At 61.3% G+C, this 17,407-nt stretch carries 14 protein-coding genes; 10 read left to right on the forward strand and 4 right to left on the reverse strand.

What is annotated here, in order from left to right:
• On the forward strand, positions 1-252 hold a 252-nt coding region (locus DCO47_RS27010), incomplete at its 5' end, for a hypothetical protein (protein WP_177434314.1).
• Positions 253-353: 101 nt separating this feature from the next.
• Here the strand turns inward: DCO47_RS27010 and gatB are convergent.
• Genes gatB through gatC form a run of 3 tightly spaced genes read right to left on the reverse strand, consistent with a single transcriptional unit; the run spans position 354 to position 3,565 of the window.
• Positions 354-1,799 (reverse strand): Asp-tRNA(Asn)/Glu-tRNA(Gln) amidotransferase subunit GatB, encoded by a 1,446-nt coding sequence (gene gatB, locus DCO47_RS09130; protein WP_016771702.1) that lies wholly within the window; start codon positions 1,797-1,799, stop codon positions 354-356.
• Between the two features lie 10 nt (positions 1,800-1,809).
• Positions 1,810-3,261, reverse strand: coding sequence for an Asp-tRNA(Asn)/Glu-tRNA(Gln) amidotransferase subunit GatA (gatA, locus tag DCO47_RS09135; RefSeq protein WP_042608774.1), 1,452 nt, complete (start codon positions 3,259-3,261; stop codon positions 1,810-1,812).
• 16 nt (positions 3,262-3,277) lie between these two features.
• Positions 3,278-3,565: an Asp-tRNA(Asn)/Glu-tRNA(Gln) amidotransferase subunit GatC gene (gene gatC, locus DCO47_RS09140; RefSeq protein WP_024011606.1), complete on the reverse strand. Its 288-nt coding sequence runs from the start codon at positions 3,563-3,565 to the stop codon at positions 3,278-3,280.
• A gap of 211 nt (positions 3,566-3,776) precedes the next feature.
• Here gatC and mreB point away from each other — a divergent pair, with 211 nt between their 5' ends.
• From mreB to tldD, 8 genes are all read left to right on the forward strand, one after another.
• Positions 3,777-4,814, forward strand: coding sequence for a rod shape-determining protein MreB (gene mreB / locus DCO47_RS09145; protein WP_002555108.1), 1,038 nt, complete (start codon positions 3,777-3,779; stop codon positions 4,812-4,814).
• A 305-nt stretch (positions 4,815-5,119) separates the two neighbouring features.
• Entirely contained in the window at positions 5,120-6,223 is a 1,104-nt protein-coding gene (gene mreC / locus DCO47_RS09150; protein WP_116657956.1) for a rod shape-determining protein MreC, read from the forward strand.
• Positions 6,223-6,714: a rod shape-determining protein MreD gene (gene mreD / locus DCO47_RS09155; RefSeq protein WP_042608773.1), complete on the forward strand. Its 492-nt coding sequence runs from the start codon at positions 6,223-6,225 to the stop codon at positions 6,712-6,714. Before mreC ends, mreD begins: the two co-directional genes overlap by 1 nt.
• Positions 6,715-6,751: 37 nt before the next feature.
• Complete coding sequence (locus DCO47_RS09160) at positions 6,752-7,348, forward strand: nucleoside triphosphate pyrophosphatase (RefSeq protein ID WP_116657957.1); 597 nt, start codon at positions 6,752-6,754, stop codon at positions 7,346-7,348.
• Positions 7,349-7,406: 58 nt separating this feature from the next.
• The gene (gene rng, locus DCO47_RS09165; RefSeq protein ID WP_016771696.1) at positions 7,407-8,864 is read left to right on the forward strand and encodes a ribonuclease G; all 1,458 of its coding nucleotides are present in this window, start codon (positions 7,407-7,409) and stop codon (positions 8,862-8,864) included.
• Between the two features lie 75 nt (positions 8,865-8,939).
• The gene (locus DCO47_RS09170) at positions 8,940-12,743 is read left to right on the forward strand and encodes a YhdP family protein (protein WP_116657958.1); all 3,804 of its coding nucleotides are present in this window, start codon (positions 8,940-8,942) and stop codon (positions 12,741-12,743) included.
• Between the two features lie 151 nt (positions 12,744-12,894).
• Positions 12,895-13,755 (forward strand): carbon-nitrogen hydrolase family protein, encoded by an 861-nt coding sequence (locus DCO47_RS09175; RefSeq protein ID WP_116657959.1) that lies wholly within the window; start codon positions 12,895-12,897, stop codon positions 13,753-13,755.
• Between the two features lie 4 nt (positions 13,756-13,759).
• Positions 13,760-15,202: a metalloprotease TldD gene (tldD, locus tag DCO47_RS09180; RefSeq protein WP_116657960.1), complete on the forward strand. Its 1,443-nt coding sequence runs from the start codon at positions 13,760-13,762 to the stop codon at positions 15,200-15,202.
• Between the two features lie 51 nt (positions 15,203-15,253).
• Here tldD and yjgA read toward each other — a convergent pair whose 3' ends face one another.
• Positions 15,254-15,778: a ribosome biogenesis factor YjgA gene (gene yjgA, locus DCO47_RS09185; protein WP_042608768.1), complete on the reverse strand. Its 525-nt coding sequence runs from the start codon at positions 15,776-15,778 to the stop codon at positions 15,254-15,256.
• Positions 15,779-15,886: 108 nt separating this feature from the next.
• On the opposite strand from yjgA, the gene pmbA reads away from it, so the two are divergent.
• The gene (gene pmbA / locus DCO47_RS09190; RefSeq protein ID WP_116657961.1) at positions 15,887-17,233 is read left to right on the forward strand and encodes a metalloprotease PmbA; all 1,347 of its coding nucleotides are present in this window, start codon (positions 15,887-15,889) and stop codon (positions 17,231-17,233) included.
• Positions 17,234-17,407: the final 174 nt, after the last annotated feature.

The following is a 17,407-nucleotide window of genomic DNA, read 5'->3' on the forward strand; positions in this document are numbered from 1 at the left end:
AGAGTGAAGAAAGGAAAGAGGAGGAGGGAGGCGGAAAGGGAGGAAAGGAAGAAAGAGAAGGAGAAGGAGGAGAGAGAAACGAGGAGAAAGGAAAGGAAAAAGGAGAAGAGGAGGGAAAGGAAGAAAAGGAGAGAGAAGAAGGAGAAAGAAAAGGAGAAAAAGGAAAGAAGGGAGAGAAGGGAGAAGAAAAAAAAAAGGGGAAAAAAGAAAGGAAAAAAGGAAAAAAAGAAGGAGAGAGAATGCTCGCGATAGCGGTTCGACAGTCACTTTTTCAGTGTCTGACATTTCGCTATCGCGAGCAGGCTCACTCCTACAGGGGATGGAGCCAGGCTTTGGATCTGGCTCCATTGTGGTCAGCCTTCGAGCTTGCTTTTCAGCAGTTCGTTCACCTGCTGCGGGTTGGCCTTGCCTTTGGAGGCTTTCATGGCCTGGCCCACGAAGAAGCCGAACATCTTGCCGCGTTTGGCTTCGTCTGCCGCGCGGTACTGTTCGACCTGTTCGGCGTTGGCTGCGAGCATTTCGTCGAGCACCGCGGAGATTGCGCCAGTGTCGGTGACCTGCTTGAGGCCGCGCTTTTCGATGATCTCGTCAGCGCTGCCTTCGCCGTTGGCCATCGCTTCGAACACCACTTTGGCGATCTTGCCGGAAATGGTGTTGTCCTTGATGCGCTGGAGCATGCCGCCCAGTTGCTCGGCGGACACTGGCGAATCCTCGATGTCCAGGCCCTGCTTGTTGAGCAGGCTGCCCAACTCGACCATCACCCAGTTCGCCGCCAGTTTCGCGTCGCCACCGATGGCCGCGACTTTCTCGAAGTAATCCGCCTGCTCACGGCTGGTGGCCAGCACGTTGGCGTCGTAGGCCGACAGACCGAACTGGCTCTGGAAGCGCTCGCGCTTTTGCGGTGGCAGTTCCGGCAAGGTCGCACGCACTTCACCGAGGAACGACTCTTCGATGACCACCGGCAGCAAGTCCGGATCGGGGAAGTAACGGTAGTCGTTGGCTTCCTCTTTCGAACGCATTGGACGGGTCTCGTCCTTGTTCGGATCGTACAGGCGAGTCTGCTGAATCACTTTGCCGCCGTCTTCGATCAGTTCGATCTGGCGCTGGATTTCGGAGTTGATCGCCTTCTCGATGAAGCGGAACGAGTTGACGTTCTTGATCTCGCAGCGGGTGCCGAATTCGACCTGGCCTTTCGGGCGCACCGAGACGTTGCAGTCGCAACGCAGCGAGCCTTCGGCCATGTTGCCGTCGCAGATGCCCAGATAACGCACGAGTGCGTGAATGGCCTTGACGTAAGCCACGGCTTCCTTGGCGCTGCGCATGTCCGGCTCGGAGACGATTTCCAGCAGCGGCGTGCCGGCACGGTTGAGGTCGATGCCGGTGGCGCCGTTGAACTCTTCGTGCAGGCTCTTGCCGGCGTCTTCTTCCAGGTGCGCGCGGGTAATGCCGACGCGTTTGACCGTGCCGTCTTCCAGGGCGATGTCCAGGTGGCCCTTGCCGACGATCGGCAATTCCATCTGGCTGATCTGGTAGCCCTTCGGCAGGTCCGGATAGAAGTAGTTCTTACGGGCGAACACGTTGTGCTGGCCGATCTCGGCGTCAATCGCCAGACCGAACATCACCGCCATGCGCACCGCTTCCTGGTTGAGCACCGGCAGCACGCCGGGCATGCCCAGGTCGATCAGGCTGGCCTGGGTGTTCGGCTCGGAACCGAAGGTGGTGGAACTACCGGAAAAGATTTTCGACCGGGTGGTGAGCTGAGTGTGAATCTCCAGCCCGATCACGACTTCCCATTGCATGTGTGTCTCCTCAGAAGCCGGTTGGGGTGCGGGTGTGCCAGTCAGTGTTGAGCTGATACTGGTGGGCAACGTTCAACAGGCGGCCTTCCTGGAAATACGGCGCGAGCAACTGCACGCCCACCGGCAGACCGTCGACAAAACCGGCCGGCATCGACAGGCCCGGCAGGCCGGCGAGGTTGGCGGTGATGGTGTAGACGTCTTCCAGATAGGCAGCGACCGGGTCGCTGTTCTTCGCGCCGAGTTTCCACGCCGGGTTCGGTGTGGTCGGGCCGAGGATGATGTCGACTTCATTGAAGGCAGCCATGAAATCGTTTTTCACCAGACGACGGATCTTCTGCGCTTTCAGGTAGTAGGCGTCGTAGTAACCGGCGGACAGCGCGTAGGCACCGACCATGATCCGGCGCTGTACTTCCGCGCCGAAGCCTTCGCCACGGGAGCGCTTGTACAGGTCGATGAGGTTTTCCGGGTTCTCGCAGCGGTGGCCGAAACGCACGCCGTCGAAACGCGACAGGTTGGAGGAGGCTTCTGCCGGGGCGATCACGTAGTACGCGGGAATCGCGTGCTGCATGTTCGGCAGGCTGATTTCCTTGATCACCGCACCGAGCTTCTGCAACTGCTGGATGCTGTTCTGGATCAGCTCGGCGATGCGCGGGTCGAGACCGGCGCTGAAGTATTCCTTCGGCACGCCGATGCGCAGGCCTTGCAGCGAATCACCGAGGCTGGCGGAGTAATCCGGCACCGGCTCATCGATGCTGGTGGAGTCGTTCGGATCGAAGCCGGCCATGCCTTGCAGCAGGATCGCGCAGTCTTCGGCCGTGCGCGCCAACGGACCGCCCTGATCGAGGCTGGACGCGTAGGCGATCATGCCCCAGCGCGAAACGCGACCGTAGGTCGGCTTCAGGCCGGTGAGGTTGGTGAACGCCGCCGGCTGACGGATCGAGCCGCCGGTGTCGGTTGCGGTGGCCGCCGGCAACAGACGCGCAGCAACCGCCGCCGCCGAACCACCGGACGAACCGCCCGGCACATGTTCCAGGTTCCACGGGTTTTTCACCGCGCCGTACCAGCTCGACTCGTTGGCCGAACCCATGGCGAATTCGTCCATGTTGGTCTTGCCCAGGGTCACGGCGCCGGCAGCGGCCAGTTTCGCGACTACGGTGGCGTCGTACGGAGCCTTGAAGTTGTCGAGCATTTTCGAGCCGCAGCTGGTGCGAATGCCCTGGGTGCAGAACAGATCCTTGTGGGCGATCGGCGCGCCGAGCAGGGCGCCGCTCTCACCGTTGGCCCGGCGTGCGTCGGCGGCTTTCGCCTGCTCGATGGCCAGGTCCTCGGTGAGGCTGATGAAGCTGTTGAGCTGCGGATCGAGCTGGGTAATACGCGCCAGCAGGACTTTGGTCAGCTCTTCGGAGGAAAACTTTTTATCGGCGAGACCGCGGGCGATCTCGGCCAGAGTCATTTGATGCATTGCAGGCTCTTTCCCTTTAGTCGATGACTTTCGGAACCAGATACAGGCCGTTTTCGACCGCTGGTGCGATGGACTGGTAGGCCTCGCGATTATTCGTCTCGGTCACCACGTCGGCGCGCAGGCGCTGACTGGCTTCCAGGGGGTGGGCCAGCGGCTCGATACCGTCGGTATCAACGGCCTGCATTTCGTCGACCAGCCCGAGAATGCTGTTGAGGGCGGAAGTAATGTGCGGAAGATCGGCATCATTGAGGCCAAGGCAGGCCAGGTGCGCGATTTTTTCCACGTCGGAGCGTTCTAGCGCCATCGGGATTCTCCAGTGGAAAACAGAACGGACGGCGTCCGTGTGTTAGATTGTCGGAACACTACCGCACTTCTACGGTCATAAGGCCGCGATTGTGGGGCTTGGTGCACAGAAAAGCGGCCAATTTAACATATTGGCGCCTTGCCCAAAATCCCTGTCGTTGTTAGAGTTTGCCGCACTTTTTTACCCACGCGTTGCCTAGGGTCCCTTTCCCATGTTCAAGAAACTGCGTGGCATGTTTTCCAGCGATCTTTCCATTGACCTGGGCACTGCCAACACCCTTATTTACGTGCGCGAGCGCGGTATCGTCCTGAATGAGCCATCGGTTGTGGCCATTCGGACACACGGTAACCAGAAAAGTGTCGTCGCTGTCGGCACCGAGGCCAAGCGCATGCTCGGCCGTACGCCGGGCAACATTGCTGCCATTCGTCCGATGAAGGATGGCGTGATCGCCGACTTCAGCGTCTGCGAAAAGATGCTGCAGTACTTTATCAACAAGGTTCACGAAAACAGTTTCCTGCAGCCCAGCCCTCGTGTGCTGATCTGCGTTCCATGCAAGTCCACCCAGGTTGAGCGTCGTGCCATCCGTGAATCGGCCCTTGGCGCCGGTGCCCGTGAAGTGTTCCTGATCGAAGAGCCGATGGCCGCTGCGATCGGTGCCGGTCTGCCGGTCGAAGAAGCGCGCGGTTCGATGGTCGTGGATATCGGTGGTGGTACCACTGAAATCGCCCTGATCTCCCTCAACGGTGTGGTTTACGCCGAATCCGTCCGTGTCGGCGGCGACCGTTTCGACGAAGCGATCATCACCTACGTGCGCCGCAACTACGGCAGCCTGATCGGTGAATCCACCGCTGAGCGCATCAAGCAGGAAATCGGTACCGCCTACCCGGGCGGCGAAGTCCGCGAAGTCGATGTTCGCGGTCGCAACCTGGCCGAAGGCGTTCCACGCGCATTCACCCTGAACTCCAACGAAGTGCTCGAGGCTCTGCAAGAGTCGCTGGCGACCATCGTTCAGGCCGTGAAAAGCGCTCTGGAACAATCGCCGCCGGAACTGGCTTCCGACATCGCCGAGCGTGGCCTGGTGCTGACCGGTGGTGGCGCGCTGCTGCGTGACCTCGACAAGTTGCTGGCCCAGGAAACCGGTCTGCCAGTGATCGTTGCCGAAGATCCGTTGACTTGCGTTGCTCGCGGCGGTGGCCGTGCATTGGAAATGATGGATAAGCACACCATGGATCTGCTTTCGAGCGAATAATCAAACGGCGTGAAAGCTACTCAGGGCTGGGAGCCTTCGGCTTTACGCGCGCAATACTGCGTTAAAAACAGGCTCGGAATGCTCATTTACAACCCGTAAACTCCGCTTCCTCGCCTGTTTTTGCCTTGTCTTGCCGTCGCTCGCTACGCTTTCACACCATTTGATGCTTCGAATGCAATACGTGGGTGAACGCACAGGCAGCACTTTGCAGTGCTGCCTGTTGGCGTTTATCTTCTGTCAGTCTTCATCCAGGCCGGTTTGATGCCGTATGAATAAACAGAACATTTGCCTGGGAGGAGCGGCTTATTAAACCGCTTTTCACCAAGGGCCCTTCGTTGGGCGTGCGCCTGTTGGTGCTGGCCGTGCTCGCGGTCGCGCTGATGGTGGTCGATGCGCGTTTCGACCTGCTCAAGCCCGCGCGCAAACAAGCGTCGCTGGTGCTCATGGACGCCTACTGGATCACTGACCTGCCCGGCCGCTTGTGGGAAGGGGTCGCCAGCCAGTTCGGCAGCCGCACCGAGCTCGTCGCCGAAAACGAAAAACTCAAGACCGAAAACCTGCTGTTGCAGGGACGCATGCAAAAGCTCGCGGCCCTGACCGAGCAGAACGTTCGGCTGCGCGAGCTGCTCAATTCCTCTGCACTGGTCAACGAAAAGGTCGAAGTGGCCGAGTTGATCGGCATGGACCCCAACCCCTTCACCCATCGCATCATCATCAACAAAGGTGAGCGCGACGGCGTGGTGCTCGGCCAACCGGTGCTCGATGCACGGGGGCTGATGGGCCAGGTGGTCGAATTGATGCCTTACACCTCGCGTGTCCTGCTGCTGACCGACACCACCCACAGCATTCCGGTGCAGGTGAACCGCAACGGTCTGCGCGCGATTGCCAGTGGCACCGGTAACCCGGAGCGCCTGGAATTGCGTCATGTCGCCGACACGGCGGACATCAAGGAAGGCGATCTGTTGGTCAGTTCCGGTCTCGGCCAGCGTTTTCCGGCCGGCTATCCGGTGGCCACGGTCAAGGAAGTCATCCACGATTCCGGCCAACCGTTTGCCATTGTCCGCGCTGTGCCGACCGCCGCCCTGAACCGCAGCCGCTACCTGCTGCTGGTGTTCAGCGACAGCCGCACCGCCGAGGAGCGCGCCAATGACGCCGCCCAAGCCCAGGAACAGCTCGACGCCCACGGTGGCGGGCCGATGTTGCCGGCCAGCGTACCGAAACCGTTGATCATGCCTGCCACGCCTTCCACCGCTACCGCCGCGCCGGCCGCCGAAGCCGCAGCACCTGCCGCCACGCCAGCCAAGCCCGCCGCGAGCAAGCCGCCCGCTGCCGCGCCGGCCGCGGCCAAGCCACCGGCCGCCAGCAAATCACCGGCGAAACCGCCAGCGACTACCGGGGGACGAGAATAATGGTCGGCGCGAAAAAATCCGCAAACGGCTGGATGATCTGGCTGACCTTCTTCGTCGGCATCCTGCTCAGCGTTTCACCGTTGCCGATCTTCATGGAAATCCTCCGCCCGCTGTGGCTGGCCTTGCTCGTGACCTTTTGGGCGCTGTACATGCCGCACACGGTCGGCATGGTCACCGCGTTCTGTCTGGGGCTGGCCGAAGATGTCCTGCAGGGCGACCTGCTTGGGCAGAACGCGCTGATCCTGACCCTGATCACGTTCCTTGTACTGTCGTTGCAGCAGCGTCTGCGCATGTTCCCGATGTGGCAACAGTGCCTGGTGATCCTGGTGATCTTCGGCCTCGCACAATTGGCGCAACTGTGGCTCAGCGCCTTGACCGGCAATCGTCAGCCAACCCTGGCGTTGGTCTTGCCGGCACTGGTCAGTGCCTTGCTCTGGCCGTGGGTGAGCTTCGCCCTGCGCGGGATGTGCCGACGCTACAGAATCTATTGAGCCGGTGAAGCAGGGCACTGAACAGGGAGATGTTTTGATGAAACTGCTTTACCTCGCCTCCGGCTCACCGCGTCGCCGTGAATTGCTCACGCAGGTCGGCGTGCAGTTCTCCGCCATCAGTGCGGATATCGACGAAACCCCGCTTCCTGATGAATCCCCTTCGGCCTATGTCGAACGCCTCGCGCGCGGCAAGGCTGAGGCCGGTCGCCGCTCGGTCGTCTCTGACCAGCCGTTCTGCGTGCTCGGCGCCGACACCGCTGTGGTGCTCGACGGCAAAATTCTTGGCAAACCGGTGGACGAAGCCGATGCATGCGCCATGCTGATGATGTTGTCCGGCAACGAACACGAAGTGCTGACGGCCATCGCCGTGCTCGAAGGCGAGCGCTGCGAGTCGCGGGTGGTGCGCAGTCGGGTGCATTTCCGCACGATCAGCCGCAGTGAGGCCGCCGCCTACTGGGCCAGTGGCGAACCGCGTGACAAGGCCGGCGGTTACGGCATTCAAGGCCTCGGTGCGGTGTTTGTCGCCGGGCTCGAAGGCAGCTATTCGGCGGTGGTCGGCCTGCCGTTGTGCGAAACCTGCGAGCTGTTGGGCCATTTCGGCATACCCTGTTGGCAAAACCTGAACACGCGCTGAGCGTCGTACGAATCCAGATGCGGCCACTATCGTGAACATGCCTGAACGAGATCCTGCCATGAGTGAAGAGATTCTGATCAACATCACGCCGATGGAGTCGCGCGTGGCGGTGGTCGAAAACGGTGTGCTGCAAGAAGTCCACGTCGAGCGCACGCAGAAACGCGGGATCGTCGGCAACATCTATAAAGGCAAGATCGTCCGTGTTCTTCCGGGCATGCAGGCGGCATTCGTCGACATCGGTCTCGATCGCGCCGCCTTCATTCACGCCGCTGAAATCTCCCTGCGCGAAGGCCCGGCGGTAGAAAGCATCAGCTCGCTTGTGCATGAAGGCCAGAGTCTGGTGGTGCAGGTCACCAAGGATCCGATCGGTTCCAAAGGCGCACGTCTGACCACGCAACTGTCGATTCCTTCGCGTTATCTGGTGTACATGCCGCGCACCGCTCACGTCGGCATTTCCCTGAAGATCGAAGACGAAGCTGAACGCGAGCGCCTCAAGCAGGTGGTGAGTGATTGCGTGGCCAAAGAGGGCATCAAGGAAGCCGGCGGCTTCATTCTGCGCACCGCCGCCGAAGGCGCGGGCGCTGATGAAATTCTCATGGACATCCGTTACCTGCGCCGGCTCTGGGACCAGATCAATGAGCAGATCAAGACCATCGCCGCGCCAAGCGTGATCTACGAAGACCTCGGCCTGGCCCTGCGCACCCTGCGTGATCTGGTCAATCCGAAGATCGAGAAGATCCGCATAGATTCCCGGGAAACCTTCCAGAAAACCACGCAGTTCGTCGCCGAACTGATGCCGGAAATCGCCGATCGTCTGGAGCACTATCCGGGTGAGCGGCCGATCTTCGATCTGTACGGAGTCGAAGACGAAATCCAGCGCGCGCTGGAGCGCAAGGTACCGCTGAAGTCTGGCGGCTATCTGGTGATCGATCCGGCGGAAGCCATGACCACCATCGACGTCAACACCGGGGCGTTCGTCGGTCACCGCAACCTCGAAGAAACCATTTTCAAGACCAACCTCGAAGCGGCTACCGCGATTGCCCGGCAGATGCGCCTGCGCAATCTCGGCGGGATCATCATCATCGACTTCATCGATATGGAAGATGAAGAGCACCAGCGTCAGGTCCTGCGCACTCTGGAGAAACAGCTGGAGCGCGATCACGCCAAGACCAACATCATCGGTATCACCGAGTTGGGCCTGGTGCAGATGACCCGCAAGCGCACCCGTGAAAGCCTTGAACAGGTGCTGTGCGAACCATGCAGCAGTTGCCAGGGACGCGGCAAACTGAAAACCGCCGAAACCATCTGTTACGAGATTTTCCGCGAGATTCTGCGCGAGGCTCGTGCCTATCAGGCCGAGGGTTACCGGGTGCTGGCCAACCAGAAAGTGGTCGATCGCCTGCTCGACGAAGAGTCCGGTAACGTCGCCGAGCTTGAAGGCTTTATCGGTCGCACCATACGCTTCCAGGTGGAAACCATGTATTCCCAGGAACAATATGACGTGGTGCTGCTCTGAAGCCCTGCAACACCTTTCATTCAACGCGGCTGGCCTCAGCTTTTCGCAGTTTTTTTGCCATGGGAGCCAACTGACATGGAGCGTCTGACACGCATACTGGCCGCACTCACCCGCTGGGGGCTGGGCCTGTGCGCGTTGGTTCTGGTGTTGTTGGCGCTATACGTCAGCCTCGGCCGCGAGCTGACGCCACTGGTGGCCGAATACCGCGCCGACATCGAAGACAAGGCCAGTGCCGCCCTCGGCATGCCCTTGCAGATCGGTGAGCTGGAAGGCAACTGGAGCGGTTTCGCGCCGATCCTGCTGGCCCATGACGTGATGGTCGGCGACGGTGCCAACGCACTGCGCCTTGATCGCGTGCGGGTAGTGCCGGATCTGTGGGCCAGTGTGTTGGCTCGCGAAGTGCGCCTCGCGCATATCGAACTCAACGGTCTGAAGATCAGCCTCAAGGAAGCCGAAGACGGCACCTGGGCGCTGGAAGGCTTGCCGGTGCAGAAGGATCAACCGTTCGATGCGGCGCAACTGTTCCAGCGCTCGCAGATGATCAGGCAGTTGTCGGTGCTCGATAGCCAGGTGACCCTGCAACCGCTCGATCATCCGCCCATGACGCTCACCTATGTCGGCCTCAATCTGCGCACCGGCGCCAGCCGTCAGCGGCTCGATGCGCGTCTGACCTTGCCCGATGGCCAGCCCGTTGCGCTGAGCCTGCGCAGCCAGCTTCGTCCCGATCAATGGCAGAACAGCGCCATCGAGGGTTACGCCAGCCTGCCGCAGAGCGACTGGTCGAAGTGGCTGCCCGAGCGGCTGACCCAGCAATGGAATTTTTCCGAGATCAAGGCCGGCGGCGAACTCTGGGTCGATTGGGCCGAAGGCGCATTGCAGAGCGCCGCGTTGCGCTTGAATGCGCCGCAAGTGACGGGCGCCTACGCCGAGCGCAAGCCAATCCAGATCAATAATCTGGCGCTCAACGCCTACTACCGCAACAGCGCCGAGGGCGTGAACGTCACCCTCGATTCACTGGCGATGAGCTTTGGCGAAACCCGCTGGGAATCCCGCGTTCAGATACAGCAGACCCGCGCCAGCGCCAAGGCTGAAGAGCTCTGGCATTTGCAGGCGGATCGCCTCGATCTGACCCCGATTACGCCGCTGCTCAATGCGCTGGGGCCGTTGCCGCAGAGTCTTGCCACGGTGGTTGAACGCTTGAAAGTGACCGGCGGCCTGCGCAATGTTCTGATGGATTTCCGTCCGACTGTCACCGACGGCAACAAATTCGGCTTCGCCGCCAACCTCGACAACGTCGGTTTTGACGCCTACCACGGTGCTCCGGCGGCGCGAAATGTCAGCGGCAGCCTCAGCGGCAATCTCGACGGCGGCGAGTTGCGCCTCGACAGCAAGGATTTCGTCCTGCACCTTGATCCGATTTTCGCCAAGCCGTGGCAATACCTGCAGGCCAATGCGCGCCTGACCTGGAAACTCGACAAGGATGGCTTCACCCTGATCGCGCCGTATCTGAAGGTGTTGGGCGAGGAGGGCAAGATTGCCGGCGACTTCCTCATCCGCCTGCACTTCGACCATAGCCAGGAAGACTACATGGACCTGCGCGTCGGTCTGGTCGACGGCGACGGTCGCTATACCGCTAAATACCTGCCGGCCGTGTTGAGCCCCGCGCTTGATGAATGGCTGCGCACGGCGATCCTCAAAGGTGCGGTGGATCAGGGCTTCTTCCAGTATCAGGGTTCGCTGAACAAGAACGCCGGTGAGGCTGACCGCAGCATCAGTCTGTTCTTCAAAGTGCACGACGCCGAACTGGCCTTTCAGCCGGGGTGGCCACATGTGAGCAAGGTCAGCGGTGACGTGTTCATCGAGGACAGCGGTGTGCGCATCTGGGCCAGTAAAGGCCAGTTGCTCGACACGCAGGTCAGCGATGTCTTCGTCAATATTCCTCATGTACCGGCCGGACAGAATTCGCATTTGTTGCTTGATGGCGCATTTGCCGGTGGCCTGGGCGATGGCTTGAAGATCCTCCAGGACGCGCCGATCGGCACTGGCGAGACCTTTGCCGGTTGGGAAGGCGTGGGCGATCTCAACGGCAAGCTCAAGCTCGATATTCCGCTGGCCAAGGGCGAGCAGCCGAAAATCCTCGTCGACTTCAAAACCGCCAATGCGCGGCTGAAACTGGCCGAACCGAAGCTGGAACTGAGCCAGCTCAAGGGCGATTTCCGCTTCGACAGTAACAAAGGCCTCAGCGGTCAGAACATTTCTGCGCGGGCCTTCGACAAACCGGTCACTGCGCAGATCTTCGCGGATGGCAGCCCCAACCAGATCAAGACTCGGGTGGCGGCGTCGGGGCAGGTCGAAGTCAAAAAGCTTACCGACTGGCTGGGCGTCACCCAACCGTTGCCGGTGTCCGGGACCCTGCCTTATCAGTTGCAGCTGAATCTTTCCGGGGCCGACAGCCAGTTGATGGTCAGCTCCAGCCTCAAAGGCGTGGCGGTGGATCTGCCGGCGCCTTTCGGCATGGCCGCCGATGTCGGGCGGGACACGGTGTTCCGCATGACCCTGCAAGGTCAGGAGCGACGCTACTGGGTCAACTACGACCAATTGGCCAATTTCACCTTCGCCGCGCCACCGAGCAATTTCGCCGATGGCCGTGGCGAGCTGTTTCTCGGCACGGGCGAAGCCGTCCTGCCGGGCGCCAAAGGCCTGCGGATTCGCGGCGTGCTGTCGGAGCTGGACGTGGCGCCGTGGCAGGATCTGGCCAATAAATACGCCGGGCAGGATCCTGGCGGTAGCGCCAAGCAACTGCTCAGCAGCGCTGACATCAAGGTCGGCAAACTGACTGCGTTCGGCACCACACTGGATCAGGCCTCGGTGCAGATCAATCGCAAGCCCGGCGCATGGAATCTCGCTCTCGACAGCCAGCAGGCCAAGGGCAGCGCCAGTCTGCCGGACGCCAAAGGCGTGCCGATCGCGGTGAATCTGCAGTACGTGAAACTGCCGGCGCCGGACCCGGCCGTGCAGGCTGACGAAAACGCGCCGGATCCACTGGCCTCTGTCGACCCGACAAAAATTCCGGCGCTGGATATCACCCTTAACCAACTGTTCCTCGGTCCCGATCTGGTCGGTGGCTGGTCGCTGAAAGTAAGGCCGACCGCCAAAGGCATCGCCCTGAACAACCTCGACATGGGGCTCAAAGGCATCCTTCTGCAAGGCAACGGCGGCTGGGAAGGCACGCCGGGTTCGACCAGCAGCTGGTACAAGGGCCGCATTGGCGGCAAGAACCTGGCTGACGTGCTCAAGGGCTGGGGCTTCGCGCCGAGCGTGACCAGCGAAGAATTCCACATGGACGTCGACGGCCGTTGGCCGGGCTCGCCGGCGTGGCTGGCGACCAAGCGTTTCTCCGGCACCCTCGACGCCTCGCTGAACAAGGGCCAGTTTGTCGAGGTCGAGGGCGGCGCTCAGGCGTTGCGGGTGTTCGGCCTGCTCAACTTCAACTCGATTGGCCGGCGTTTGCGTCTGGATTTCTCCGACCTGTTCGGCAAAGGCTTGAGCTACGACCGGGTCAAAGGTTTGCTGGTGGCGAACAATGGCGTCTACGTCACCCGTGAGCCGATTCGCCTGACCGGGCCTTCGAGCAACCTCGAGCTGGACGGCACGCTGGATCTGGTTGACGACAAGGTCGATGCGAAATTGCTGGTGACCTTGCCGGTGACCAACAATCTGCCGATTGCTGCGCTGATCGTCGGCGCACCGGCGGTAGGCGGCGCGCTATTTCTCATCGACAAACTGATCGGTGACCGCGTGGCGCGCTTCGCCAGCGTCAAGTACACCGTCAAAGGCCCATGGAAAGAGCCGAAAATCACCTTCGACAAGCCTTTTTAACTAGCAGACACTAGCCCCGTAGGAGCTGCCGAAGGCTGCGATCTCTTGATCTTGTTGTTGAAGATCAAGATCAAGATCAAGAGATCGTCCGATCGCGGCCCGAGCCTTCGGCAGCTCCTACACAGTTCTGCGTAAATTCCGAGGAGCGGCCATGTCTTTAGCGGTGATTCAAATGGTCAGCCAGAGCGACGTGCTGGCCAACCTCGCCCAGGCCCGACGCCTGCTTGAACAGGCAGCCGCCAGCGGGGCGAAACTCGCGGTGCTGCCGGAAAATTTCGCCGCCATGGGCCGTCGCGACGTGGCCGATATCGGCCGCGCCGAGGCTTTGGGCGAAGGGCCGATCCTGCCCTGGTTGAAACAGACCGCCCGCGACCTCACCTTATGGATAGTCGCCGGTACATTGCCCTTGCCACCGCTGGGCCAACCCACGGCCAAAGCCAATGCCTGCTCGCTGTTGGTCGATGAACACGGCGAGATCTTCGCGCGTTATGACAAGCTGCATCTGTTCGATGTCGATGTCGCCGACAATCGTGGCCGGTATCGTGAATCCGATGACTATGCTTATGGCGGTAATGTAGTAGTGGCGGACACGCCGGTAGGCCGCGTTGGTCTGAGCGTGTGTTACGACTTGCGCTTCCCGGAGCTGTACAGCGAATTGCGCGCCGCCGGTGCCGAGTTGATTACCGCACCGTCGGCGTTTACTGCCGTGACCGGCGCCGCGCATTGGGATGTGCTGATCCGTGCACGGGCCATCGAAACACAATGTTATGTGCTGGCGGCAGCACAGGGCGGCACCCATCCGGGGCCTCGGGAAACCTTCGGGCATGCGGCGATTGTCGACCCGTGGGGACGCGTGCTGTCCCAGCAAGATCAAGGCGAGGCGGTGTTGCTGGCCGCCCGCGACAGCGATGAACAAGCGTCCATCCGGGCGCGCATGCCGGTGACGCGTCATCGGCGGTTTTTCTCGCAGGGCGCCCAGCGGCCTGCTTCAGAACACGAATTTAAGGCGTAAACCTATGAGCGAGTTGTTGTCCTCAGTCAGTGATCACCTGTTGGCACCCGGCGGTGTCACGATCGAGAGCCTGCAAGGCGTGCTCGGCGATCTGGCCGGGCCGGGCATCGATGCCGCCGACCTGTATTTCCAGGGCCAGATCTCCGAGTCGTGGGCGCTGGAAGACGGCATCGTCAAGGAAGGCAGCTTCAACCTCGACCAAGGTGTCGGTGTACGTGCGCAGTCCGGTGAAAAAACCGGATTTGCCTACAGCAATGCGATCACCCTCGAAGCCCTCGGCGCCGCGGCCCGTGCCGCGCGCTCGATCTCCCGCGCCGGGCAAAACGGCACCGTGCAGGCGTTCACCAGCCAGGACGTCGCGCAACTGTATGCACCGGATAACCCGCTGGAAGTGCTCAGCCGCGCGGAAAAAGTCGAATTGCTCAAACGCATCGACGTCGCCACCCGCGCACTCGATCCACGCATTCAGCAGGTCAGCGTGAGCATGGCCGGCGTCTGGGAGCGGATTCTGGTTGCCTCCACCGACGGTGGTCTGGCCGCTGATGTGCGCCCATTGGTGCGCTTCAATGTCAGTGTCATCGTTGAACAGAATGGCCGGCGCGAGCGCGGCGGGCATGGCGGCGGCGGGCGTACCGATTACCGCTACTTCCTCGCCGAAGACCGCGCCATGGGCTATGCCCGCGAAGCACTGCGTCAGGCACTGGTCAATCTGGAAGCGATTCCGGCGCCGGCCGGTACCTTGCCGGTCGTGCTCGGTTCCGGCTGGTCCGGCGTGCTGCTGCACGAAGCGGTCGGTCATGGTCTGGAAGGCGATTTCAACCGCAAGGGCAGCTCCGCCTACAGCGGGCGCATGGGCGAAATGGTTGCTTCCAAACTCTGCACCATCGTCGATGACGGCACCTTGAGCGGCCGTCGCGGTTCACTGAGCGTCGACGACGAAGGCACGCCGACCGAGTGCACCACGCTGATCGAAAACGGCGTGCTCAAGGGCTACATGCAAGACAAGCTCAACGCGCGGCTGATGGGCGTGGCGCGTACCGGTAACGGTCGCCGCGAATCCTATGCGCATCTGCCGATGCCGCGCATGACCAACACCTACATGCTCGGTGGCGAAAGCGATCCGGCGGAAATCATCGCCTCGGTGAAGAAGGGCATCTATTGCGCCAACCTCGGCGGCGGTCAGGTCGACATCACCAGCGGCAAGTTCGTGTTCTCCACCAGCGAGGCGTATCTGATCGAGGACGGCAAGATCACCGCGCCGGTCAGAGGCGCGACGTTGATCGGCAACGGCCCAGAGGCGATGAGCCGGGTGTCGATGGTCGGTAACGATCTGGCGCTGGACAGCGGTGTGGGCACGTGCGGCAAGGATGGGCAGTCGGTGCCGGTGGGTGTCGGCCAGCCAACGCTGAAAATCGATGCGATCACCGTGGGTGGCACGGGCGCATAAGAACGGTGGGGCTTTCGGGTGGCGCGCAGGACGGCCACCCGGTGGCGATGATCAACGCAGGCCGCGTTGAGTCTCGTCCAGCTCCCGAATGTATTTGAAGATCTTGCGGCTCGAAGCAGGGGGTTTGTTTTGCGCAACCTCATGCTGGGCCTGACGGATCAGGGAACGCAATTGCTGGCGATCGGCGTCCGGGTACTCGACGACGAATTTCTCCAGCACGGCGTCATCGCCCGCGATCAGGCGGTCACGCCAGCGTTCCAGGTTATGGAAACGCTCGTTGTACTGGCGAGTGGAGGCATCGAGTTGATCGAGCAGAATCAGAATCGCGTCAGTGTCCTGATCGCGCATCAGTTTGCCGATGAACTGCAAATGCCGTTTACGCGCGATGTTCGCGGTGTGCTTGGGCGCATCGGCCAGTGCCCGGCGCAGAGCGTCGGTCAAGGGCAGTTTGGCGACCAGATCAGGCTTGAGTGTGGTCAGGCGCTCGCCGAGGTCAACCAGCGCATGCAGCTCGCGTTTGACCTGAGATTTGCTTTTTTCTCCCGTATCGAGGGAGTCGTCGTAAGAATCAACCATGGTGGCAGTCCGCAAAGAAACGCCGCCATGATAACCAGTCGGGGGCCGCTTGTCCGGCCCGGTCGCTCGATGACCCCAGCCGAAAGCAGAATTTGAGTGGAGATGAGCATGAGTGCAGTTCAAAGCGTCGGCCCGCAGGCATTGCCGGCACTGCAAGAACAGGTCGAGCAGATCATCGCCGAAGCCAAGCGCCAGGGCGCCAGCGCCTGTGAAGTCGCGGTGTCGCTGGAGCAGGGCCTGTCGACCTCGGTGCGTCAGCGCGAGGTCGAAACCGTTGAGTTCAATCGTGATCAGGGTTTTGGCATCACCCTGTACGTCGGCCAGCGCAAGGGCTCGGCGAGCACCTCGGCCACTGGCCCTGAGGCGATCCGTGAAACGGTCGCAGCTGCGCTGGCCATCGCCAGACACACTTCCGAAGATGAAGCCTCGGGCCTCGCCGATGCGGCACTGATGGCCAGGGATGTGCAGGATTTCGACCTGTTCCACGAGTGGGACATCACCCCGGAGCAAGCCATCGAGAAGGCCCTGCTCTGCGAGGCTGCGGCTTTCGACGCCGATGCGCGGATCAAGAACGCCGACGGCACCACCCTCAGCACCCATCAGGGTTGCCGCGTTTACGGCAACAGCCACGGTTTCATCGGCGGTTACGCGTCGACCCGGCACAGCCTGAGTTGCGTGATGATCGCTGAAGCCGAGGGCCAGATGCAGCGTGATTACTGGTACGACGTCAATCGCCAGGGCAGCTTGCTCGCCGATCCGGTGAGCATCGGCCAGCGTGCCGCGCAGCGGGCGGCCAGCCGTCTGGGCGCGCGTCCGGTGCCGACCTGTGAAGCGCCGGTGCTGTTTTCCGCGGAGCTGGCGGGTGGTCTGTTCGGCAGCTTCCTCTCGGCAGTATCCGGCGGCAGTCTGTATCGCAAATCGTCGTTTCTGGAAGGCACGCTGGGGCAGAAGCTGTTCCCGGAATGGCTGACCATCGATGAGCGTCCGCATCTGATGCGCGCCATGGGCAGTGCTTCCTACGACGGCGATGGCCTGGCGACTTACGCGAAACCGTTCGTCGAAAAGGGCGAGTTGGTCTCCTACATCCTCGGTACCTACTCCGGGCGCAAACTGGGCATGCCAAGCACCGCCAACGCGGGCGGTGTGCACAATCTTTTCGTCACCCATGGCGATGAGGATCAGGCAGCGCTGTTGAAACGCATGGGCCGAGGACTGCTGGTTACCGAGTTGATGGGCCATGGCTTGAACATGGTCACTGGCGACTACTCGCGCGGGGCGGCGGGTTTCTGGGTGGATAACGGGGAGATCCAGTTCGCCGTGCAGGAAGTGACCATCGCCGGCAATATGCGCGACATGTTCAAGCAGATTGTTGCGGTGGGTAACGACCTGGAGCTGCGCAGCAACATCCGCACCGGTTCGGTATTGATCGAGCGGATGACCGTCGCGGGCAGCTAAACCGCGATTCCGCCAAACCAAAAGGCGCGCCATCCGTTGTGGATGGCGCGCCTTTTTTATTCGCTTCGCCACAAACTCCTTGTGGGAGCGAGCCTGCTCGCGAAAGCGGTGGACCGAACAAAACATCCCAACCGGCCAGAAGCATTCGCGAGCAGGCTCGCTCCCACAAATGGG

Origin of the sequence: Pseudomonas sp. NDM, from assembly GCF_003105095.1 — a bacterium.
GTDB classification, from domain to species: Bacteria; Pseudomonadota; Gammaproteobacteria; order Pseudomonadales; family Pseudomonadaceae; genus Aquipseudomonas; species Aquipseudomonas moraviensis_A.